The sequence below is a fragment of the Flavobacterium frigidarium DSM 17623 genome, from assembly GCF_000425505.1.
GTDB classification, from domain to species: Bacteria; Bacteroidota; Bacteroidia; order Flavobacteriales; family Flavobacteriaceae; genus Flavobacterium; species Flavobacterium frigidarium.
Genome location: NZ_AUDO01000007.1, coordinates 143,939 through 163,697, shown reverse-complemented (window position 1 = coordinate 163,697; position 19,759 = coordinate 143,939). Strand labels below are relative to the sequence as shown.

18 protein-coding genes are annotated in these 19,759 nt (G+C 34.7%); 15 read left to right on the top strand and 3 right to left on the bottom strand.

What is annotated here, in order from left to right:
- Positions 1-22 precede the first annotated feature (22 nt).
- The 13 genes from H603_RS16485 to H603_RS0104515 all read left to right on the top strand — a co-directional run bounded on the left by H603_RS16485 (position 23) and on the right by H603_RS0104515 (position 15,191).
- Positions 23-1,030, top strand: a complete 1,008-nt coding sequence (locus tag H603_RS16485) for a Kelch repeat-containing protein (RefSeq protein WP_035675410.1) — start codon at positions 23-25, stop codon at positions 1,028-1,030.
- Between the two features lie 42 nt (positions 1,031-1,072).
- Positions 1,073-2,548, top strand: a complete 1,476-nt coding sequence (locus H603_RS0104570; RefSeq protein ID WP_026707468.1) for an MFS transporter — start codon at positions 1,073-1,075, stop codon at positions 2,546-2,548.
- Between the two features lie 6 nt (positions 2,549-2,554).
- Positions 2,555-3,574: a glycoside hydrolase family 43 protein gene (locus H603_RS0104565; RefSeq protein ID WP_026707467.1), complete on the top strand. Its 1,020-nt coding sequence runs from the start codon at positions 2,555-2,557 to the stop codon at positions 3,572-3,574.
- Between the two features lie 213 nt (positions 3,575-3,787).
- Entirely contained in the window at positions 3,788-4,915 is a 1,128-nt protein-coding gene (locus tag H603_RS0104560; RefSeq protein WP_026707466.1) for an alkaline phosphatase, read from the top strand.
- 183 nt (positions 4,916-5,098) lie between these two features.
- Entirely contained in the window at positions 5,099-6,328 is a 1,230-nt protein-coding gene (locus H603_RS17430; protein WP_051219172.1) for a hypothetical protein, read from the top strand.
- Position 6,329: 1 nt separating this feature from the next.
- Positions 6,330-7,445, top strand: coding sequence for an endo-1,4-beta-xylanase (locus H603_RS0104550; protein ID WP_026707465.1), 1,116 nt, complete (start codon positions 6,330-6,332; stop codon positions 7,443-7,445).
- A 1-nt stretch (position 7,446) separates the two neighbouring features.
- Positions 7,447-8,460, top strand: a complete 1,014-nt coding sequence (locus H603_RS0104545; RefSeq protein WP_026707464.1) for a glycoside hydrolase family 26 protein — start codon at positions 7,447-7,449, stop codon at positions 8,458-8,460.
- A 4-nt stretch (positions 8,461-8,464) separates the two neighbouring features.
- On the top strand, positions 8,465-9,745 hold the full coding sequence (locus tag H603_RS17075) for a sugar phosphate isomerase/epimerase family protein (RefSeq protein ID WP_051219169.1): 1,281 nt from the start codon (positions 8,465-8,467) through the stop codon (positions 9,743-9,745).
- Between the two features lie 10 nt (positions 9,746-9,755).
- A complete protein-coding gene (locus tag H603_RS0104535; RefSeq protein ID WP_026707463.1) occupies positions 9,756-10,508 on the top strand; it encodes a ThuA domain-containing protein in 753 nt (250 codons plus the stop codon).
- Between the two features lie 38 nt (positions 10,509-10,546).
- The gene (locus tag H603_RS0104530; protein ID WP_051219165.1) at positions 10,547-11,485 is read left to right on the top strand and encodes an SMP-30/gluconolactonase/LRE family protein; all 939 of its coding nucleotides are present in this window, start codon (positions 10,547-10,549) and stop codon (positions 11,483-11,485) included.
- A gap of 138 nt (positions 11,486-11,623) precedes the next feature.
- The gene (locus tag H603_RS0104525) at positions 11,624-12,820 is read left to right on the top strand and encodes an endo-1,4-beta-xylanase (protein WP_157510399.1); all 1,197 of its coding nucleotides are present in this window, start codon (positions 11,624-11,626) and stop codon (positions 12,818-12,820) included.
- A gap of 496 nt (positions 12,821-13,316) precedes the next feature.
- Complete coding sequence (locus H603_RS17070) at positions 13,317-14,111, top strand: glycoside hydrolase family 11 protein (RefSeq protein ID WP_169628284.1); 795 nt, start codon at positions 13,317-13,319, stop codon at positions 14,109-14,111.
- Between the two features lie 258 nt (positions 14,112-14,369).
- Positions 14,370-15,191, top strand: coding sequence for a formylglycine-generating enzyme family protein (locus H603_RS0104515; RefSeq protein WP_026707460.1), 822 nt, complete (start codon positions 14,370-14,372; stop codon positions 15,189-15,191).
- Positions 15,192-15,408: 217 nt separating this feature from the next.
- Here H603_RS0104515 and H603_RS0104510 read toward each other — a convergent pair whose 3' ends face one another.
- From H603_RS0104510 to H603_RS0104500, 3 genes are all read right to left on the bottom strand, one after another.
- Positions 15,409-15,813 (bottom strand): hypothetical protein, encoded by a 405-nt coding sequence (locus H603_RS0104510; RefSeq protein WP_026707459.1) that lies wholly within the window; start codon positions 15,811-15,813, stop codon positions 15,409-15,411.
- Between the two features lie 193 nt (positions 15,814-16,006).
- Positions 16,007-16,804 carry a hypothetical protein gene (locus H603_RS0104505; RefSeq protein ID WP_026707458.1) on the bottom strand — a complete coding sequence of 266 codons (798 nt, stop codon included), beginning with the start codon at positions 16,802-16,804 and terminating at the stop codon, positions 16,007-16,009.
- Positions 16,801-17,508, bottom strand: coding sequence for a hypothetical protein (locus tag H603_RS0104500; protein WP_026707457.1), 708 nt, complete (start codon positions 17,506-17,508; stop codon positions 16,801-16,803). The genes H603_RS0104505 and H603_RS0104500 overlap by 4 nt, the downstream gene beginning before the upstream one ends.
- 90 nt (positions 17,509-17,598) lie before the next feature.
- Here H603_RS0104500 and H603_RS0104495 point away from each other — a divergent pair, with 90 nt between their 5' ends.
- Complete coding sequence (locus tag H603_RS0104495) at positions 17,599-18,018, top strand: winged helix-turn-helix transcriptional regulator (protein WP_035675450.1); 420 nt, start codon at positions 17,599-17,601, stop codon at positions 18,016-18,018.
- Positions 18,019-18,443: 425 nt separating this feature from the next.
- Positions 18,444-19,679 (top strand): tyrosine-type recombinase/integrase, encoded by a 1,236-nt coding sequence (locus H603_RS0104490; RefSeq protein WP_026707455.1) that lies wholly within the window; start codon positions 18,444-18,446, stop codon positions 19,677-19,679.
- The last annotated feature ends 80 nt before the right edge of the window (positions 19,680-19,759 follow it).

The window sequence follows — 19,759 nt, the reverse complement described above, 5'->3', positions numbered from 1 at the left end:
TTAAATAACATCAAAAGAGATTATGAGATCACTTTCTAGGCTTTCGAAAATATTGGTTTTATCGTTCTTCACTTTATGCTGTCATCAAGGTATTTCACAAACTTTTGATAATTATAAATGGGAAACATTAGCGTGTACAGGTGAACCTGCAGAACGACATGAAGCAGCATTTGCGGAGGCTGGAGGTAAATTTTACCTGCTTGGAGGTCGCCGTATTCAAGAAGTTTCCATTTTTAATCCTAAAACAAATACGTGGACCTCAGGTGCAAAACCGCCAATCGAATTACATCATTTTCAAGGTTTCTCCTATAAAGGTAAAATTTACATTATAGGAGCTGCCACAGGGCAATTTCCACACGAAAAGCCTGTTGCAACATCTTATGTGTATGATCCAGTAAAAGACAGTTGGGAAAAAGGATTTGATATGCCGGAGAATAGGTTAAGAGCTTCTACAACCGCCAATGTTTATAAGGACAAACTCTATATTTCAGGTGGAATAGTAGACGGACATTGGGATGGTCACGTAAACTGGTTTGATGTTTATGATTTCAAAACAGGTAAATGGGAAACACTTCCAGATGCACCACGAGCTCGAGATCATGCAACTTCGGTAGTGTGTAAGGATAAATTATATGTTCTTGGAGGAAGGATTTCATCAGGTGTTATCAACAAGGTTTTTGAGTTGACAATTCCAGAAGTGGATGTGTTTGATTATAAGACAGGAAAATGGAGTACACTCGCCAATCCCATTCCGACCCCTCGCGGAGGTTGTGCTTCCATTTGTATTGGTGATAAAATTTTAGTCACTGGTGGCGAAAATGCAGATCAATTATTGGCACATAAGGCAGTTGAAGTTTTAGATACAAAAACAGGAACTTGGAGTACGCTGCCATCATTGCAGCAAGGGAGACATGGCACACAGTTTATTTGGTACAAAAAAGAATTGTATATCGCTTCAGGCTGTGGCCAAAAAGGTGGCGAACCAGAATTAAAAACAATCGAACGCTTTAGTGATAAAACGATAAAATAATAGGAAACGTTTAGAAAAAATAGTCATAAATAAAATTACAAAATGAATAATACATCCCAAAAACTTTCGATTTTAGAGAAAGTAGGTTACAGCCTAGGCGACTTTGCAGCCAATTTAATTTTCCAAACCTTGATGACCTTCTTGGCATTTTTCTACACCGATGTGTATAAAATTCCAGCAGGGACAGCAAGTGCGATTATCTTTTTTGGAGGATTTATAGGTGCCTTTTTTAATATTATTATGGGTGCGGTTGCCGATAGAACGAGAACCCGTTGGGGAAAATTCAGACCTTGGATTTTATGGACTTCTGTGCCATTTGGAGTTATCGCTATTTTGGCTTTCTCGACACCAGATTTTGGTCCAGACGGAAAAGTAATTTATGCCTTAGTGACTTATTTCTTGTTGATATTAGTGTACTCGGCAAATAATTTACCGTATTCGGCCTTAAGCGGCGTTTTGACAGGGGATATGGGACAACGTAACAGTTTGTCATCGTATCGTTTTGTAGCGGTAATGTTTGCACAATTTATCATTCAGGGATTGTTATTGCCTTTGGTTTTAATATTGGGTCATGGCGACAAAGCAGCAGGTTTTAAAACCACCATGATGATCTTTGCAATAGCAGGAGTGGTTTGTTTTTTAATCACATTTTTGACTACTAAAGAGCGTATAGTTCCTAAGAAAGAACAAGAATCATCTGTAAAACAAGATTTGGTCGATTTGTCCAAAAACAAGCCGTGGGTAATCATGCTTTTTGTGACTATTTTGATTTTTGTTACGCTTTCGCTAAAAGGAGGAATGTATATTTATTATTTTAAATATTACTTAGATCCTGTTGCCCAAGCGACTTTCTTGCAAGATATTGGATTCAATAATATGATCGCAGGATTGAATGACACGCTAATCGGAATGGGACTTACTGAGTTTCAGTGGCCAAAAGATGCGCCTACTTCGGCCTTTAGTTTGTTCAATTCAGGTGGAATTTTGTTCATGATTTTCGGAATTATGTTTTCAAAAGGATTGGCAGATAAATTTGGAAAAAGAAACATTTTCATTGCCTTTATATTCCTATCTGCATTAAGTTTGATTCAGTTCAATTTCTATGCGCCAACTTCAATAGGTCTGGTTTTCTTAACGCAAATGGCTCACGGGTTTTTGTACGGAATTACGATTCCGTTATTATGGGCGATGATTGCAGATGTGGCGGATTATAGCGAATGGAAAAACAATCGACGTGCTACGGCTATCATCTTTTCGGCTATGATTTTTGGTCTAAAAGTAGGTTTGAGTATTGGTGGTGCTTTAGGTGCTTTTCTATTATCAAGATACGGTTATGTGGCTGAAGCAGCAAACCAAGCACAGTCAGCAATTGACGGAATTAAATTATCAGTAAGTGTTTATCCAGGGTTATTTTTCATTGCAAGTGCAGCGCTTGTATGTTTTTATATAATCGATAAAAAAATGGAAATGCAGTTAGAAAGTGAATTAAAAGAAAGAAGAAATAAAACAATAAATTAAGTTATTATGCCAGAAGAAAGTATTAGTCATATCAATTTTGACGAAATAAACAAAAAAGCAATTTCACAACCGTTAATCAAACACATGTACACTGCCGATCCTTCGGCTCATGTTTTTAATGGAAAAATATACATTTATCCTTCTCACGACATCGAAGCGGGAATTCCGTTTAACGATAACGGAGATCATTTTGGGATGGAAGATTACCATGTTATTTCGATGGATAGCCCAACGGGTGAAGCTACGGATAATGGATTAGCATTACACGTAAAAGATGTGCCTTGGGCCGAAAGACAAATGTGGGCGCCCGATGCAGCGACAAAGGACGGAAAATATTATTTGTATTTTCCAGCTAAAAGAGCCAACGGAATTTTCCAGATTGGGGTTGCAATTAGTGATTCACCAGTAGGGCCATTTATTGCAGAACCAGAGGCGATTGAAGGAAGTTATTCTATCGATCCTGCAGTTTTTTGTGATGATGATGGTAGTTATTATATGTATTTTGGTGGAATTTGGGGCGGTCAATTGCAAAACTATAGAAACAATGTTTATGATGTAAACAACCAAGAACCATCGGCTGGTGAGTTGGCTTTAAATCCAATTATGGCAAAGCTTTCTGCCGATATGAAAAGTTTTGACGAATCGGTGAAAGAGATCGAAATTCTGGATGAAAACGGAAAACCGCTTTTAGCTGGAGATAATGATCGTCGCTTTTTTGAAGCTTCATGGATGCACAAGTATAATGGCAAATATTATTTCTCTTATTCAACTGGAGATACTCATTTTATCTGCTATGCTACGGGAGATAATCCTTACGGTCCGTTTACGTATCAAGGTCGAATTTTAAATCCAGTTATCGGTTGGACATCGCATCATTCTATTTGTGAGTTCGAAGGTAAATGGTATTTGTTCTACCACGATTCAAGTTTGTCTGAAGGGGTTACCCATTTAAGATCCGTAAAAGTGGCTGAAATCACTTATGATGAAAACGGAAAAATTCAGACTTTAGATCCGTATTTGGATTAATGTTTAAATACTAGTTTCACAACTTTTTTGAGTTGGTCAATTTTTTCAAAGCTATTTGTGGTACTCAATTTAGATTCGAATTAGATAATTTGTAGTTAGTGCTGTCAGTTTTTGCTGGATTTTTAATTCAGCATTACTGACAATTACTGATATGAAAGCCACTATGACTTAAAGGTTATTTAAATAAGTACTAACCAAAACAATTACAACCTCATGAATTATAAATATATCTCGGCAGTTTTTGTAGCATTTACGTTATTTTCTTGTTCTACAACAAAAAAAACAGCGCAACCTACTAAACCTAAAAATGTAATTCTCTTAATCAGTGATGGAACAGGATTGTCGCAAATTTCTTCTGCGTTTTTCTTCAAGGATTCAAAACCTAATTATACTCGATTTAAAAACATAGGACTTATTAAAACCTCCTCTGCAGGTCAGGAGATAACAGATTCTGCTGCTGGTGCAACGGCGTTCAGTGCCGGAGTAAAAACTTTTAATAGTGCGATTGGAGTTGCAAATGACTCTACAGCAGTAGAAACGATAGTAGAATTAGCTTCATCAAGAAATGTAAAGACTGGTTTAATAGCGTCGTCTTCAATTACTCATGCAACACCTGGTAGTTTTTTTGGTCACCAAATTAATCGTGGTATGGCTGACGAAATTGCAGTTGATTTGTTAGCTGGTAAAGTTGACTTTTTTGCAGCAGGCGGATTAAAATATTTCACAGAACGAAAAGACAAACGCGATTTGGTCAAGGAATTAACTGCACTAAACTATGATATGAATACTATAGCTTTAGGAAATTATGCTCAAATTAAATCAAGCCAAAAAGCGGGTTTTCTTTTAGCTAATGATCAGATGCCTAAAATGTCAGAAGGCAGAGGTGATTTCCTTTCGGATGCAACCGAATTGGGAATTAAGTTTTTAAGTAAAGACAATGCGCCCTTTTTTATTATGACTGAAGGTTCGCAAATAGATTGGGGCGGACATAGTAATGATGCTCCTTACTTAATTGCAGAATTATTAGATTTTGATAATCTAATCGGAAAGGTATTGGATTATGCCGAGAAAGATGGGAACACTTTGGTTGTGGTAACATCTGATCATGAAACAGGAGGTTTTACGCTATCGGCACAAAAGAAAAAGAAAGTAGATGGAACAGAATATGATGATTACAGTAAGGTAGGAACTTCTTTTTCTACAGGAGGACATTCTGCTACTTTAATTCCGGTTTTTGCTTTTGGACCTGGTTCTGAAGAATTTACTGGGGTTTATGAGAATAACGAGATCTTTTCTAAAATTGTGAAGGTGACAGGTTGGGATGCAGTGAAAACGAACTAAGATCGCGCTAATATAACGTAATAACTGAATTGAAAGGAGTCGTATAATTTTACAAAACCATTAAAATTCAACATATAAACCACAATACACATTGTGGTTTTTTAATATCTGCAAGTGTGGATATACTAAAATTAGCTATTAACCAAACCAAATAATATGAAGTTAAGAACCAGAATTTTGATAATGGGGGGACTATTAAGCACGTTGCAGGCTATGGCACAAAATCTCGAGAAACCTCTTGTAACTGAAAATAACCATTTCGATGGAAAAAAAGATATTATTGCTGTAGAAGCTGAGCATTTTTATAAACAGAGTAAAAATCAAATCAGACAATGGTATCGAACGTCATCAATTGAAACTCCTAAAGTGGGTAGAGATGAAGATGAAAATCATCAGCTTGGTGCGAGTAACAATACTTATTTAGAAATTCTACCCGACACTAGAGTCACTGCTGAAGACGAGCTAATTGTAGGTGAAAATTTTTCGAATGAAGCCGGAAAAATGGGGATTCTTCATTATAAAGTACACATCAATACTCCTGGACGCTATTATGTTTGGGCAAGAATATTTAGTATGGGTGCCGAAGATAACGGACTACATGTAGGAATTGATGGTACTTGGCCAGAAAACGGACAACGCATGCAATGGTGCGAAGGCAAAAATGAATGGACTTGGGGAAGTGCACAACGTACAGAATTAATTCACTGTGGTGTTGCCAAACAAATTTATTTGGATATCGAAAAATCGGGGATACATGACATTCAGTTTAGTATGCGAGAAGATGGTGTCGAATTTGATAAATTCCTGCTAACGAAAGACATTGATTATGTTCCAAATGGCGAAGGTCCAGTAGAAATAAAAAACCAAGCTACAGCTCTTTCTTATATTGACGAAATTGCAAAGACAGTTAAAGGAACGAAAATAATTAATGCTACAGATTTCCCTACTGAAAACACTACTTTTTATTTGGATAATGCATGGCTGGCAATTAATCCTGAAAAATATAAAGAGGCTGCGGTCACAACAAATTTTCCTTATGAAAATGGGATATACGATATCATTTTTATAGGTGTTGGTGAAAATGATGGGCAATCAGGGTTTCAAATGTTAGTAGACGGAAACGAAGTGGGTAAATATACCGCTCCTTTGAGTAAGAATTCCTTCGAAGAAAGCATAAAGTACAACAAATTATGGAAAAACGTTGAACTCAAAAAAGGTGATACAGTAACTGTAATTGCCTCAGTGGGAACTGACGGATCAGAATTTACTCGTGGACGTTGGGCAGGAATTCTGTTTGCTCCTAAGTCAAAAGGAAAAGATGTTCTTCAAAATTCCAAAGCATTTTCTATAAAGAAAAACGTTGGATCGGAAACGATTGTTAGTGGATCTGTAACTATACCAAAAAATAAATAACATGATACATAAAAAACAAAGTTATCCTCAAATTGCAAAGATCCTTGTTGCTTTAGTTGTGCTTTCTTTTACAGCTTGTAAAAGTGTAAACCAAAAAAACACGATGGAAGTAGGTCTAAAAAACGTTTCAGAATTTCCAATTGGTACTGCTATTAATATCAATAAATTAATTAATGACCAAGAATTGATGGCATTGCAGCTTTCAAATTTCAATAGCATCACAGCTACTAGCGATATGAAAATGCAGTCGATTTTGCCTGCTGAAAACCAGTTTAATTGGAAAAAGGCCGATACCATATTGTATTATGCCAAGAAGCACAACCAACGTCTTTTTGGTCATAACCTTATTTGGCACAGCAGTACACCAAAATGGGTAGAAGAAAAAGGCGCCAACGATAGTGCATGGTTGGGAGAATTTATGAAAGAGTATATTCATAAATATGTAGGTCGATACAAAGGTAAAGTTGCAGGATGGGATGTTGTAAACGAAGCTTTTGAATCTGCAGGTGGTGAATATAGAAAAACCTTCTGGTACAATAATTTTGGTAAAGACTATATAGCGAATGCTTTTCGATATGCCCATGAAGCAGATCCTGACGCGGTTTTGTTTTATAACGATTTCAACATTGAACGTGATACTACTAAGTTGAATGCAGTTTTAAAAATGGTTGAAGAATTTAAAAAAGAGGGTGTGCCCATTCACGGTATTGGTTTTCAAATGCACATTCGTATGGATACGCCAGATGAAGTCATCGCTTATTCATTGGAAAAAGCGGCAGCAACTGGTTTACAAATTCACTTGTCGGAAGTCGATATTATTTTTAATTCGCACAATGACGAAAGATTAGGTGGTATCGAAAACTTTAGTTCGATAACAACTGAAATGAAACAAGCACAGGCTGAAAAATATAAAAATCTGGTTTTAATGTATCGTAAAATTGTTCCGAAAAAACAGCAATACGGTATTACAGTTTGGGACTTTACAGATAGAGATTCTTGGATCAAAGGCTTTTTTAACATGAAAGATTGGCCTACTATTTATGATGATGATTTAAAACCAAAACCAGCTTATTATGGTTTTCTAGAGGGATTAAAAGTAAAAACAGAAAAGAAATAATATGAGGTCTATCAAAAATAAAATTATAAAGTTTGCAAGCCTACTTTTTTTTGTACTGGTTTTAAAAGTTCAGGGACAAGAAACTAAAGCTGACCGGGAGTTTTACCATGCTAAATACGAACCCGAAATCGGAATTTACCACGGAGCTGGTCAGGATAAAAAGGGTTTTAATGATTATGTAAATGCTATTGGTCAAGATAAAATGCCAGCAATTTATATGACGTATGTTAATATCACTGCCCCCGTAAAAAGGATTGAAAGATGGGGAAAAGATTTAAAACAGGTTTTAGATAGTTTGCCCAAAGGGATGATACCACAAATTGGTTTAGGATTTACAGGAGGTAAGGATACTGGAGCAGGCTTAGATAAAGAAGTTGCCAACGGAAAATATGACAAACAATTAGAAGCATTTTATAAAGTGCTTTTGGATTTAGACAGACCCTCCTTTACTAGAATTGGCTACGAATTTGAAGGCGATTGGAATGGCTATTTGCCTGATAGTTATAAAAAAGTATTCATCACTATTTCTAAAGCATTTAAGGAGAAAGATATAAAGTCGGCTACAGTTTGGTGCTCTGGTGGTGGCTCAGCAAATTTTATAAGTCTTGAAAAATTGATGGAGTTCTATCCTGGTGATCAATATGTTGATTGGTGGGGAATCGATATTTTTAGCCCTGAAGAATTTGAGAATATTGGTTTACAAACTTTTTTTGATACTGCTCATATTCATAAAAAACCTGTGATGATTGGTGAATGCACACCGAGATTTGTTGGGGTTATGGACGGTGAAATTTCGTGGAATAAATGGTTTAAACCTTTCTTTAATATGCTAGAGGATAATTCAGGAATTAAAGCATTTTGCTACATCAATTGGGATTGGGAATATTGGTCTAACAAAAATGGTTTTCCGTGGCATGATTGGAAAGATGCTCGTATCGAAGAAAATCCATTTGTATTAGAAGAGTATAAAAAAGAAATGGAGAAGCCACTATTTATTCACCTTGATAAAAACTAAGAAAATGAAAAAAGTACTCTATTTAATACTATGTCTAAAGTCATTTGTCGGTTTTGCTCAAGAAAACTATAGAATTTCTTCGCAAAAAGACAGACTCAGACAATATTCGGGTCAATGGGTAAGCGCTATTAATCCTAGTACAGACAGTGTTGCAAAACTTCCAGAAATTAAAATGAGTAGTTTAAATAATTCCAATAGTCATTCGCTCACGGTTGAAGTTTCGCAAAAAAATAGTAACAACCAATACAACCCAATACTGCATGAAATGATTGGTTTTGATACCGTTACTGATACTGTTTTTGCTGCTGGACACAACGCACAAGGCACATTTTTTACAGGCAAAGGAATCTTTTCTTCAGATAAAAAATGGACGATGCAAGACAAAGACCTCAATGGTAAGAAAACAATGAAGGTTGATTTTAACTTTCAAAATTACACCGATGTGCTATTAGAAGGATTTGATACTTATGAAAAGAGTTTATGGAAAACGAGATATATTAAAAACAATCCTAAAAATAAAAACATTGGTATTCAGCTTGTTTCTGTTCACAAAGAGATGCTGAAAAATCCAGAACAAACTTTAATTCAGTTAGGCAGAATGGGGTATAGCTATGTGGAAACCTTTGTATATAAAGAGGGTGGTTTTTACGGTCAAAGTCCAGCGCAGTTTAAGGCTATGGTTGAAAAAGCAGGCATGAAATTTTTGGGTTCGATGACTTTTTTCGATCCTGAAAACAAAAATGATGATGCCGCAATTAATACGTGGTGGAACAACACGATTCAAGACCATAAAAAAGCGGGTGTTGAATATCTTTCTACTTCAAATAGTAAATTAAAAGACATCAAAACGATCAAAGAACTGCAAGAGTATTGCAATTATTATAATAAAGTTGGAAAACTCTGCAAGAAGAACGGACTTAAGTTTGTGTATCACAACCATGCCGATGAATTTTTGAAGGTAGAAGGCATAACTATTTATGATTATTTTCTTCAAAACACCAATCCTGACTATGTCTATTTTCAATCTGATTTGTATTGGATGCAGCGGGGAGGCGTGAATCCTGTCGATTATTTTAAAACCTATCCCAACCGATTTATTAGTTGGCATGTGAAAGATTATAAAGAATTAGGCGAAAGTAGGAAAATAGATTTCAAGGATATTTTTAATTATAAAGAAAAAGCTGGAGTGCACTACATCTTGTCTGAAGTAGAAGACTATAGCTTTCCGCCTATGTACAGTGTTGGTTTGGCATGGGAATATATTTATTATGAATTATTAAAATAAATCTCTGATTATGAAATTATTTAAAATGAAATGTCTTTTATTAACTATATGTATCCTGACTATGATTAAAACAAATGCGCAAGATCAGTTTCGTGTTTTATTGTTTGCCCAACATGATACTTGGCATTACAATAGCATCCCAGTTGCTGTAGAAGCATTCAAAGAAATGGCAGCAGAAAATCAGTTTCAATTTGATTGGACACAAAGGCCAGATGATCTAATAACGAAATTACCAGAATATGATGTCGTGATCTTTATGAACGCCAATGCCAATTTTTTGACGCCAAAGCATATCGATGCTTTAAAAGCATTTATGAAACGAGGTGGTGGCTTTGTGGGTATACACGGAACAGCAGATGGTGAAAACGATAATGCTTGGTTTGATGGTCTAGTTGGAGCCAAATTTGTGAATCATCCCAAATTACAAGCAGCAATTGTAAATGTGGTGAATAATGATTTCCCAGCCACCTGGCATCTACCCAATAAGTGGCTTCGTTCAGATGAGTGGTATAACTTTAAAAACATGAATTTAGATAAACTACATATTCTATTGACTGTTGATGAATCTTCTTATGATTTTACTGCAGGTTATGATGCCATCCCGTTAAAAGGTATGGGAAAGTCGCATCCTATTTCATGGCATCAAGAGTATGAAGGTGGAAGATCTTTTTATACCGCTTTGGGTCATAAACCAGAATCGTTTAAAGATAAATACTTTTTAAACCACATTTTTGGCGCTATTTATTGGGCTAAAGGCGATTAATTCAATTAAAAATAAAAGAATAAACTAACGAATATTGTATGAAAAGGAAATCAAAAAAACAGACTTTTAACCATCGTTTAAATTTAATTAGCATCAGTTTGCTAATAATCGTAACTACATCTTGCAAGGCTCAGAAAACCCCAAACACAGCTATAATTGCTAATGGTGCGCAACTTACTTTGGTTGCTGATGGTTTCGAATTTACAGAAGGTCCAGCTGCAGACAAAAATGGTAATGTCTATTTTACCGATCAGCCTAATGACCGTATTCTAAAGTGGAACGCTGTTGATAATACCGTTTCGGATTTTATGAAACCATCAGGCCGCTCCAACGGACTTTATTTTGACAACCAAGGAAATTTGCTAGCAGCTGCCGATGAAAAGAACGAAATATGGTCTATTGATGTGGATAAAAAAGTTAGCGTACTTGTTACTGATTTTGATGGCAAAAAATTCAATGGTCCCAATGATCTTTGGGTAGATGCCAAAGGAGGTATTTATTTTACAGATCCGTATTACCAACGTCCTTGGTGGAAACATCAAGAGCCTCAGCAGAAGTCGAAAAGAGTGTATTATTTAGCACCAAAATCAAAAACACCAACAATTGTAGCCGATGATAACTTTGACCAACCGAATGGAATCATTGGTACAGCTGATGGCAAAATCCTTTATGTTGCTGATGAAGCAGGAAAAAAAACCTACTCCTATACTATTGGGAAAAAAGGCCAACTTTCCAATAAAAAGCTGTTTGCAAATATGGGATCTGATGGGATGACAATCGACCACTTGGGTAATGTGTACCTAACCGGAAAAGGCGTTACTGTTTTCAATAAAAAAGGGGAGCAAATAGAACATATTACCGTTCCTGAAGACTGGACTGCCAATGTAACTTTTGGCGGATTAAATCAAAAAACACTTTTTATCACTGCTATGGATTCGGTGTATACCCTAGAGATGACGGTACATGGAGTCCGGTAAGTGCAAGTAATATTTAATGACGTTTTCTTTGTCAGGCTGTCCCGAAACTTCGGGAGTCGAAGCCCCGTTCTAATAATTACACCCAATGGGTTATTACAATAGGTTGAAATACATTATTCTATTAATAAATAAAAAACTATGCAAAAACCAAAGTCCACAGTAATTAAAACAGCCACAATCGTTTGTGTTTTATCACTATCACTTACAAGTTGTATGGCTCAAAAAGTGAAAACTAATGCTGTTTCGAAAACAGTACCGACTACTGAAAATGTAGCATTAAAAAACGCCTTTAAAAACTACTTTATATTGGGTAGTGCCATAAATGATGACATCGTTTCGGGTAAGGATGGTGCTTCCAATACCATTGTAAGAAGGGAATTCAATACCGTTACTCCCGAAAACTGTATGAAAGCGGAAGTAGTATGTCCGTCGCCAGGAGTTTATGATTTTAAATTGGCTGATGCCTATGTTGCTTTTGCTCAAGAAAACAAAATGTTCGTTATGGGACATACTTTAATATGGCATAATCAAACCCCTGCATGGTTTTTCACGAATGATAAAGGTGCTCCAAATTCGCCAGAAGAACAAAAAGAGCGATTGCGTAGCCACATCAAAGCGGTTGCTGGTCGATATGCCGGAAAAGTGCAAGCATGGGACGTAGTCAATGAGGTTATAGATGATAATGGTTCGTACAGGCCTACAGTATGGGTAAACAGTATTGGCGATGGTGATGAAATGGTTCGGTTAGCCTTCAAATACGCTAGTGAATATGCACCTAACACCGAATTGTATTATAATGATTTCAATGCTTGGCGTCCTGAAAAAAGAGACGGAATAGTGCGTATGATCAAGATGCTTCAAGATGCCGGAATTAGAATCGATGGGGTAGGGATTCAAGCGCATTGGGGACTAAACTTCCCTAAAACGGAATATATTCAACAAGCTATCGATGCCTATGCAGCCTTAGGAATTAAAGTCATGATTACCGAATTGGATGTTGATGTATTACCAATTACTAAGGAAGGGCAAATAACAGGGAAAAGTATGATGGAACCCCAGTATCAATTAGAAGAGTTCGAAACCTTTTTAGATCCTTACAAAAATGGTTTGCCTCCATCTGTAGAACAGGAACTAGCGAATCGTTACAAAGAGTTATTTGGAATTTTTGTAAAGAACAAAGATAAAATAAGCAGAGTCACTCTATGGGGATTGCACGATGGTATGTCTTGGAAAAATGACTACCCAATTCCCAATAGAACGAATTACCCGCTTTTGTATAATAGAAATTTCGAACCTAAATTGGCGAGACAAGCAATTATGGAGACTGTAAAATAGAATTTATTAGTTGGTGTTGACTTTTTTTTAAAAGTAGTAAACGCTTCCTGAAAAGGGAGCGTTTTTGTTTTGTATGGTTTTTGAAATCGAACTTATGCACTAGAAGCAGTTTGACTTCAGTTTGCAAACAACTTATGTTGAATCGGTCGTTGAAATTATTTTTGGGACATTGATTCCCAAAGTTTTTATTGTAGAATTAGTATTAATTTGCTTACTGTTAAACAGTGCATCAGGTATGAGGTATGCTGAAGCATTTGGACGAATGCAATAGAATCAAACTTTAAAATTATAATTTGTAGTTGTAGTGCTTTTGTTATTTGATTTTGGTGAGGTTAGAATTCGAGCGTTTTATTTTTAGTGTAATAGAGGAATGCTCCATTAATTATATCTTTTGTCGAATTTGTATTATTCGTTTAAAACGGAACCGTATATTTTTGCTGCGTTATCATCGCAATAGATGACGAAAATTTTTATTAACCAACCCCAAAACCAAATTATGAAAAAATTAAATTTTTCAGTTTTACTCGGAGCATTAATAGTATCCGCTGTTTCTTTAACATTTTTAAGTTGTTCAAAGGATGATTTAGCACCTGAAACAACAAATGCACAAGTACAAGATCAAATTGAACCTGTTAAAAGTGCATCACCTTCAGCTACTGCAAGAGTAGGAAATCAGAACAACTTTTTTTATTCAATTGATGCTGAAGGTCAGCTTGGAACAATTAATATTACATCACCCAATGGTAAAGGTAATTTTAATTTTACATGGAGTGGTGTTCGTCAGGTAGTAGGTGGCCTAGGATGGAGTAGTACACAAAGAATAAATGTAGGCTACAATATAGGTTCTGTTACCACAGATAACAACCTTAAATTTGTTGGATTATATGGGTGGACAAGAAGTCCGCTTACTGAATATTACGTTTGTGAGAGAGGGCCAGGCGCACTTTTTAACGCAGGTAGTGCGGGTAATAATTATACAGTAAATAATCATACCTATGTTATGACCAAGTCTCAAAGAGTGCAACAACCTTCTATCGACGGTACTAAGACTTTTTGGCAAGTTCAAGGACGTTGGGGAGGTGCAGCTCTTAATACAAATAATGCTATAAATGTTGGGGCACATTTAGATAATTTTAAAGGAGCACTAGGTGCTGATTTTGGATTAAATTTTGCGACTCCTTCTGGTGGTACAAATGCCTATATGGTATTTGGATGTGAAGCTTATGATTACAGTAATAACGGTAATAATAGAATAAGTGGTGCTATGAATGCAACTATATGGAAGATATAAAAACAAACCTCAATTATTTACATTTACAAGTAAGAATCAGAGGTGTTTTTTTACGTACAAAGTGTGGATTGTAATTGTGTCGCTAACGAAATAAGTAGTACATATTGCTACTATTGGGTAGGCTCTTAAATTTAAATGTTACTTGAGCCAACACTGAAGTATTTTATTATGCTATAGCAATAAAGTTTAAAAATATTATTCTAAAAAATGCAGATTTTAAAACATCTGCATTTTTTATATCTTAAAATAAAAACATAAATGAGAAAATTATTTATATTATTGGCACCATTTTTTGTTATAATTTCTTGTTCGGAAAAAGAGAACAAAAATTTTGTATTTGTAAAAGGAGGCTCTTTTAAAAATACAAATTCAAGCTATTATGGCAAAGACTTAACTATTTCCAACTTTTATATAGGGAGATATGAGGTTACTCAAAAAGAATGGGTAGAAATAATGGGTAGTAATCCATCAGAATTTTTAGGAGAGAATTTGCCTGTAGAAAATGTAAACTGGTATGATTGCGTAAAATATTGCAACACTAGAAGTTTAAAAGAAGGTTTAGAACCCTATTACACTATCGGCGAAAACAAAAAAGATCCTTACAACGACAATGGATTAGATGAAATCAAATGGACTGTTACCATTAATGAAGGAGCTAATGGATATCGCTTACCTACAGAACAAGAATGGGAATACGCTGCAGGAGGAGGGCAGATGAGCAAGAACTATACATATAGCGGGAGTAATACTATAAATGAAGTGGGATATTATTGGTGTAATTCAGGTGAAAAAAACTTAAAAGGTTCAGATTGGAATTGGTCCTTGTTACAAAATAATAATTGTAAAACTAAAATTGTGGGTAGTAAGCTTCCCAACGAGTTAGGTATTTTTGATATCTCTGGTAATGTTAGAGAATGGTGCTATGATTGGCATAATAATGATACAGATCCTAAAGGTCGTGTTCTAAAAGGAGGAGGTTGGATAGGTGCTGATTACTGTTGTGAAATAAATTTTCAGGGCAATTATGAAGCAAATGGTAAGGGAAGCGATACTGGCTTTAGACTATGTAGAGGTGAATAGTATCTCGCTATGTTACGAATCCTTTCTAGTATTTAAGGTTTACCAGATAGTGTGCCTTAGAAAATTGGCTACCACTACCTAATACAACAAAATACCCGCTTTTGTATACTAGAATTTTCGAACTAAAATTGGCGAGACAAGTAATTCTGCAAACTTTTAAAAAAAAACTAAAATAGTACCAACTTACATCGTTACTATCTTAGTTTTTTTATAATTCTTAGTAAGTTACTTTCGACTTATTTTCCAACTTACCTTCTACAATAGGATATAAGTTGTACGTAGGATAAATTTCTGTTTTGAAAGCCTTCCATGCGGTTCTTTCAATTGCCAAGTTTACTGCAGCTAATTTGGAGGCAGGAAGTTCTAACACTACCATTTGACCAATACCCATTACCACATACCAATTGACTACGGAAACTCCTTCTGGTGGGAAATTTTTATAAAAGCCTTGATCGGTTCTTATTTTTTCGATCTCATTCAAATTCATGCTTTGATCGTGTTTCAAGAAAATGGTTAACAACAACTTGTCATCTGCTTTTTGAGAAGAAGCTTCTACCTTATTCGATTGTGAATAACCAAGGATTTGAACTAAAAAGAGTCCGATTACGAATGCGTATTTCATAATAAAAGAATTTTGATTTTGTGCCTTTTAGTTACTATTATTTAGTTGTTTCTCTATATTAAGGCACTTATACCAAAGATAGAAAAACAATAGTAGATTCAGAGTAAATCATTAATAAAGTTCTTACAATTTGCTTACTGTCTTGTATTTTGGCACAAGATAATTCAAACAATTTAACGTTAGAAAGTCGATTTTATTTCTGTTCCTCTACTTTCTTTTGATTAATAAGAGGTTTACCGTTCAATGCCTGTACTAATGTTGATACTGCAAGTAAGCCATATAGAATTGAAATAATTATTGTTGCTTTTGTATTTTTAAAAATATAAAAGGAAAGTAAGGGAAGTAGCTGTAAAGCATGCATTCCAATAAAGTGTGCAACTCTCAAATCGCCTACAGTTTTACTCCAACCAATAAGCCACATATTCGAATTATCATTGATAGCCCCGACACTGTGATTCATGCGAGAGCCCATTAAACCTCCTTCAAATGAAAAAACAACAAAAATTAAAATTCCCAAACGAATGGACCAAACATAATAGGAGGGTAACTCTGGAAAAGACTGTGTAAAAAATAGCAAGCCAATACAGGCAGTATACAACGTAACAACTGCTGCTACTAAACCCATAAGTGAGTACAACAGTGAATAGGTTGGAGTGCTTGTATTGTAATGCGATAATTGCCCCTTTGATGCTTGAAAAATAATATACAAAAGTTCGAGACCAAACAATATAATTACGGTCCAGTTAAAAGGGGTAGTATTAAAATCAGATAGATAATGGCAGTACCAAGCCATTGTCCAAGAGTATAAACCCAATGACACTGCAAATTTGAAAGGTTTGAACCATGCGTTTACCCCATGAAGTTGTGTTGATGTTGTTTTAGTCAATACAATACAAATTACCGAAAGCAGTAGGCATAACAAACCAAAGTAAAATAAGGCGTCGTTACGAACTTTTAATTCTTTTATAAAACCTATAAATCCTTCTATCATGATTTAGTAATTAAGGTATTTTTGGTTTTCGACACAAAATAATTTAAACAGTAAAGCATGGCACCATAAGTAAAAATTAAGGTTGGCATATTGGTATTAAAACCCAAATCAAATTCGGGAATATGCAATAACTCTCTAAAAGATCGGGTAGCGATGAGTAGCATAAAAATAATTCCGTAACCAAAAACAGCAATGATGGCTAGTCTATTTGTGGAGGTTCTGATCACGCCATTTTTGGCTTCCTCATTAAAAAAATACCAAAGTGCTCCCGCGCTAAAGATAGCTTCAATTAAAATCGCTAAGTAGGGACTAGCCGCATACAAACCCAGTCCGGCTTCAGCAGTATCGGCACCAAAAACATGATGCATATGACCTGAAAAGAAATCCAATACAAAGTGAACAGAAATTAAAACCATACTTACTATTCCTATTTTGGTGCTTTTGAAAATCAATTTTCCAATTAGGAAAACAATTGCCAGCCAGAATAGTAAGGGTAGCAAATCGTGACTATAGAGCATATCCACTGCCATATTACTTAAAGTGGCATCAAAGGCATCACTGGGTTTGGTGGTTTCCAGTCCTAAATAATGAAAGAGAAACCAGAGTAAATCCTGTAATTGGGATAGAATTAAAAAATAGATTAAAGTTCCTTTTGGAAACTTTTGTTTTGCTAGTAATGCTGTTGTGAAATGTCCTGCTAACATAATTTCTTGTTTAATTTTTGTATTTTTGCTATCGAATCGAAAGCAAAAATACTAATTACTATCGAAACGATAGTAATAATTTTAAAAAAAATGGAAAAAGAATTTCGCTCAGGCTGCCCAATCTCCTCTACACTGGATGTGATTGGTGACAAATGGTCGTTGCTGATCATTAGAGATATGCTCGTGAAGCACAAAAAAACATTCAAGGAAATCTCTGATTCTGATGAAAGGATTGCACCCAGTATTTTATCAGCACGACTGAAATTATTAGAATCGTATAAGCTCATTTTCAAAATAAAAGTTCTTGAAAATAAAAAAGAGAATATTTATTTGTTAACTCCAAAAGGAATCAGTTTAACGCCTATTATTGTTGAATTCAGTTTGTGGGGGACTGATAATATGCGTGAGTTTACTAAAATTGATAAAATAGAAGGCTTGAATTTGGATAAATCTCATATCATAAAAGCAGTTCAAGGCGGTTATAATGGCATGGTAAATACTTTTAGTTAAGCTGCTATTATACCTATACCGTTTAAATCAATAAAGTTTTAGAAAAGTCTTCAAAATACCGCTGAACCCACTTAAATTTTTGAATGCGGATATGATACTATATTCTGCAGGATTTTAAATAAGAAAAATAATGGAATGGTAGCGTTTTATTTTTTAAAAACTTTATAATTCTATTTGATGTTCAAGAAAATTATTATCAAAAAATAAAAAACCCTGTAAACTAGATGTTTACAGGGTTTTTTGTGGAGTCGCCGACTATACTTTCGTATATATTTGTTTATATAGATTTATTCACTATGTTGTTGTTAAACAGTGTTTTGTGGTTGTTTTTTATGTTTCATTATAAAATTTAATAGTAATGAAATATAACATAATTGTCAACCATTTTGTCAACGCATCATTTTAACTAAATTATTATAAAAATTATGAAGTACACATTTAATCTCCGAAAACCTAAATCTGATCAAGAAACATTGATTCTCTTCTCTTGCTTTTTCAATGATGAAAAAAAGAAATTTGTTTATTCTACAAAAAAATCAATTTTACCTAAGCACTGGGATTTTGAAAATAAATGTCCCAATAAAAAAGGTGTTTTAATTTCTCAAAATCAAAAACAAATTACTAAAAGGCTACATGACTTCGCCACAGAATTCCAAAAAATAATATCACGTTCGGAGTTGGGAGAACAAACTTTTGATAGTAATATATTAAAAGAACATTTCGATCAAGTATTTGAAAGAGTAATTAAAGTTAGCTCGTTTTTTGAAGTCTATGATAATTTTACTGAAGAAAAGATAAAATTAAAAGAGTGGTCGCCAGCGACTATAAAAAGGTACAAAAATATTAAAAACCTATTGGAAGAATTCGAAAAGGTTAAGAAATATAAATTAACCTTTGCAAAAGTAAATAGAAAGTTCTTTACTGAGTTTACAGATTTTTGCTATGAATATAAAGACCATTATACTAATACGTTTAGTCGCAATGTCGGATTGTTTAAGACATTTATGTTTTGGTCCATTAAAAACGGTTATGCATTTAATTCCGAATTTATAGAGTTTAAAAAACCGCAACGAGTTTTAACACGTCAAGAAGCTTTAACTATGGATCAAGTGAAAGCAATCAATGATTTTCAGTGTGCAACAGAATCACTAACAAAAGCTAGAGATATTTTTGTTTTTCAATGCTTAACTGGTATGAGATATAGTGATTTAGAACTTGTTAATAAGCGTATTGTTACTATTCAGAAGTGTCTTTTTCTCAAAGAAGGGAAAGATAGTAAAAAACCAGATCGTGAAATTCCATTATACAAAATAGCTTTGGAAATTTTAGAAAGATATAACTATAATTTGCCATTAAGTACAAATCAGGAACAAAATAGAGCAATTAAAAAAATTTTAAGAGCTATGGATATTGTTCATGATGTAGAATATTCTCGAACGAAAGGTGTAGAGCAAAAACGATTCATAAAACCATTTTGTGATCGTATAACCACGCACACCGCTAGAAGGTCATTTGTTACTATACTTCGAGATGCTGGGCTTGCTGATAAAACAATAATGAGTGTTACAGGACATCTAGATATTAAAACTTTCAATATGTATCATCAAGTGAGTTCGATGGCCACCGTTAACGCAATAAACAAAATTTTTAGTGCTATGTAAAAGATTAAATTTTACATGATGATAAAAGTTATTCTGAAAAACATTTGAGCTCCTCAAAAAGCTCAAAAATGTTTTTCGGA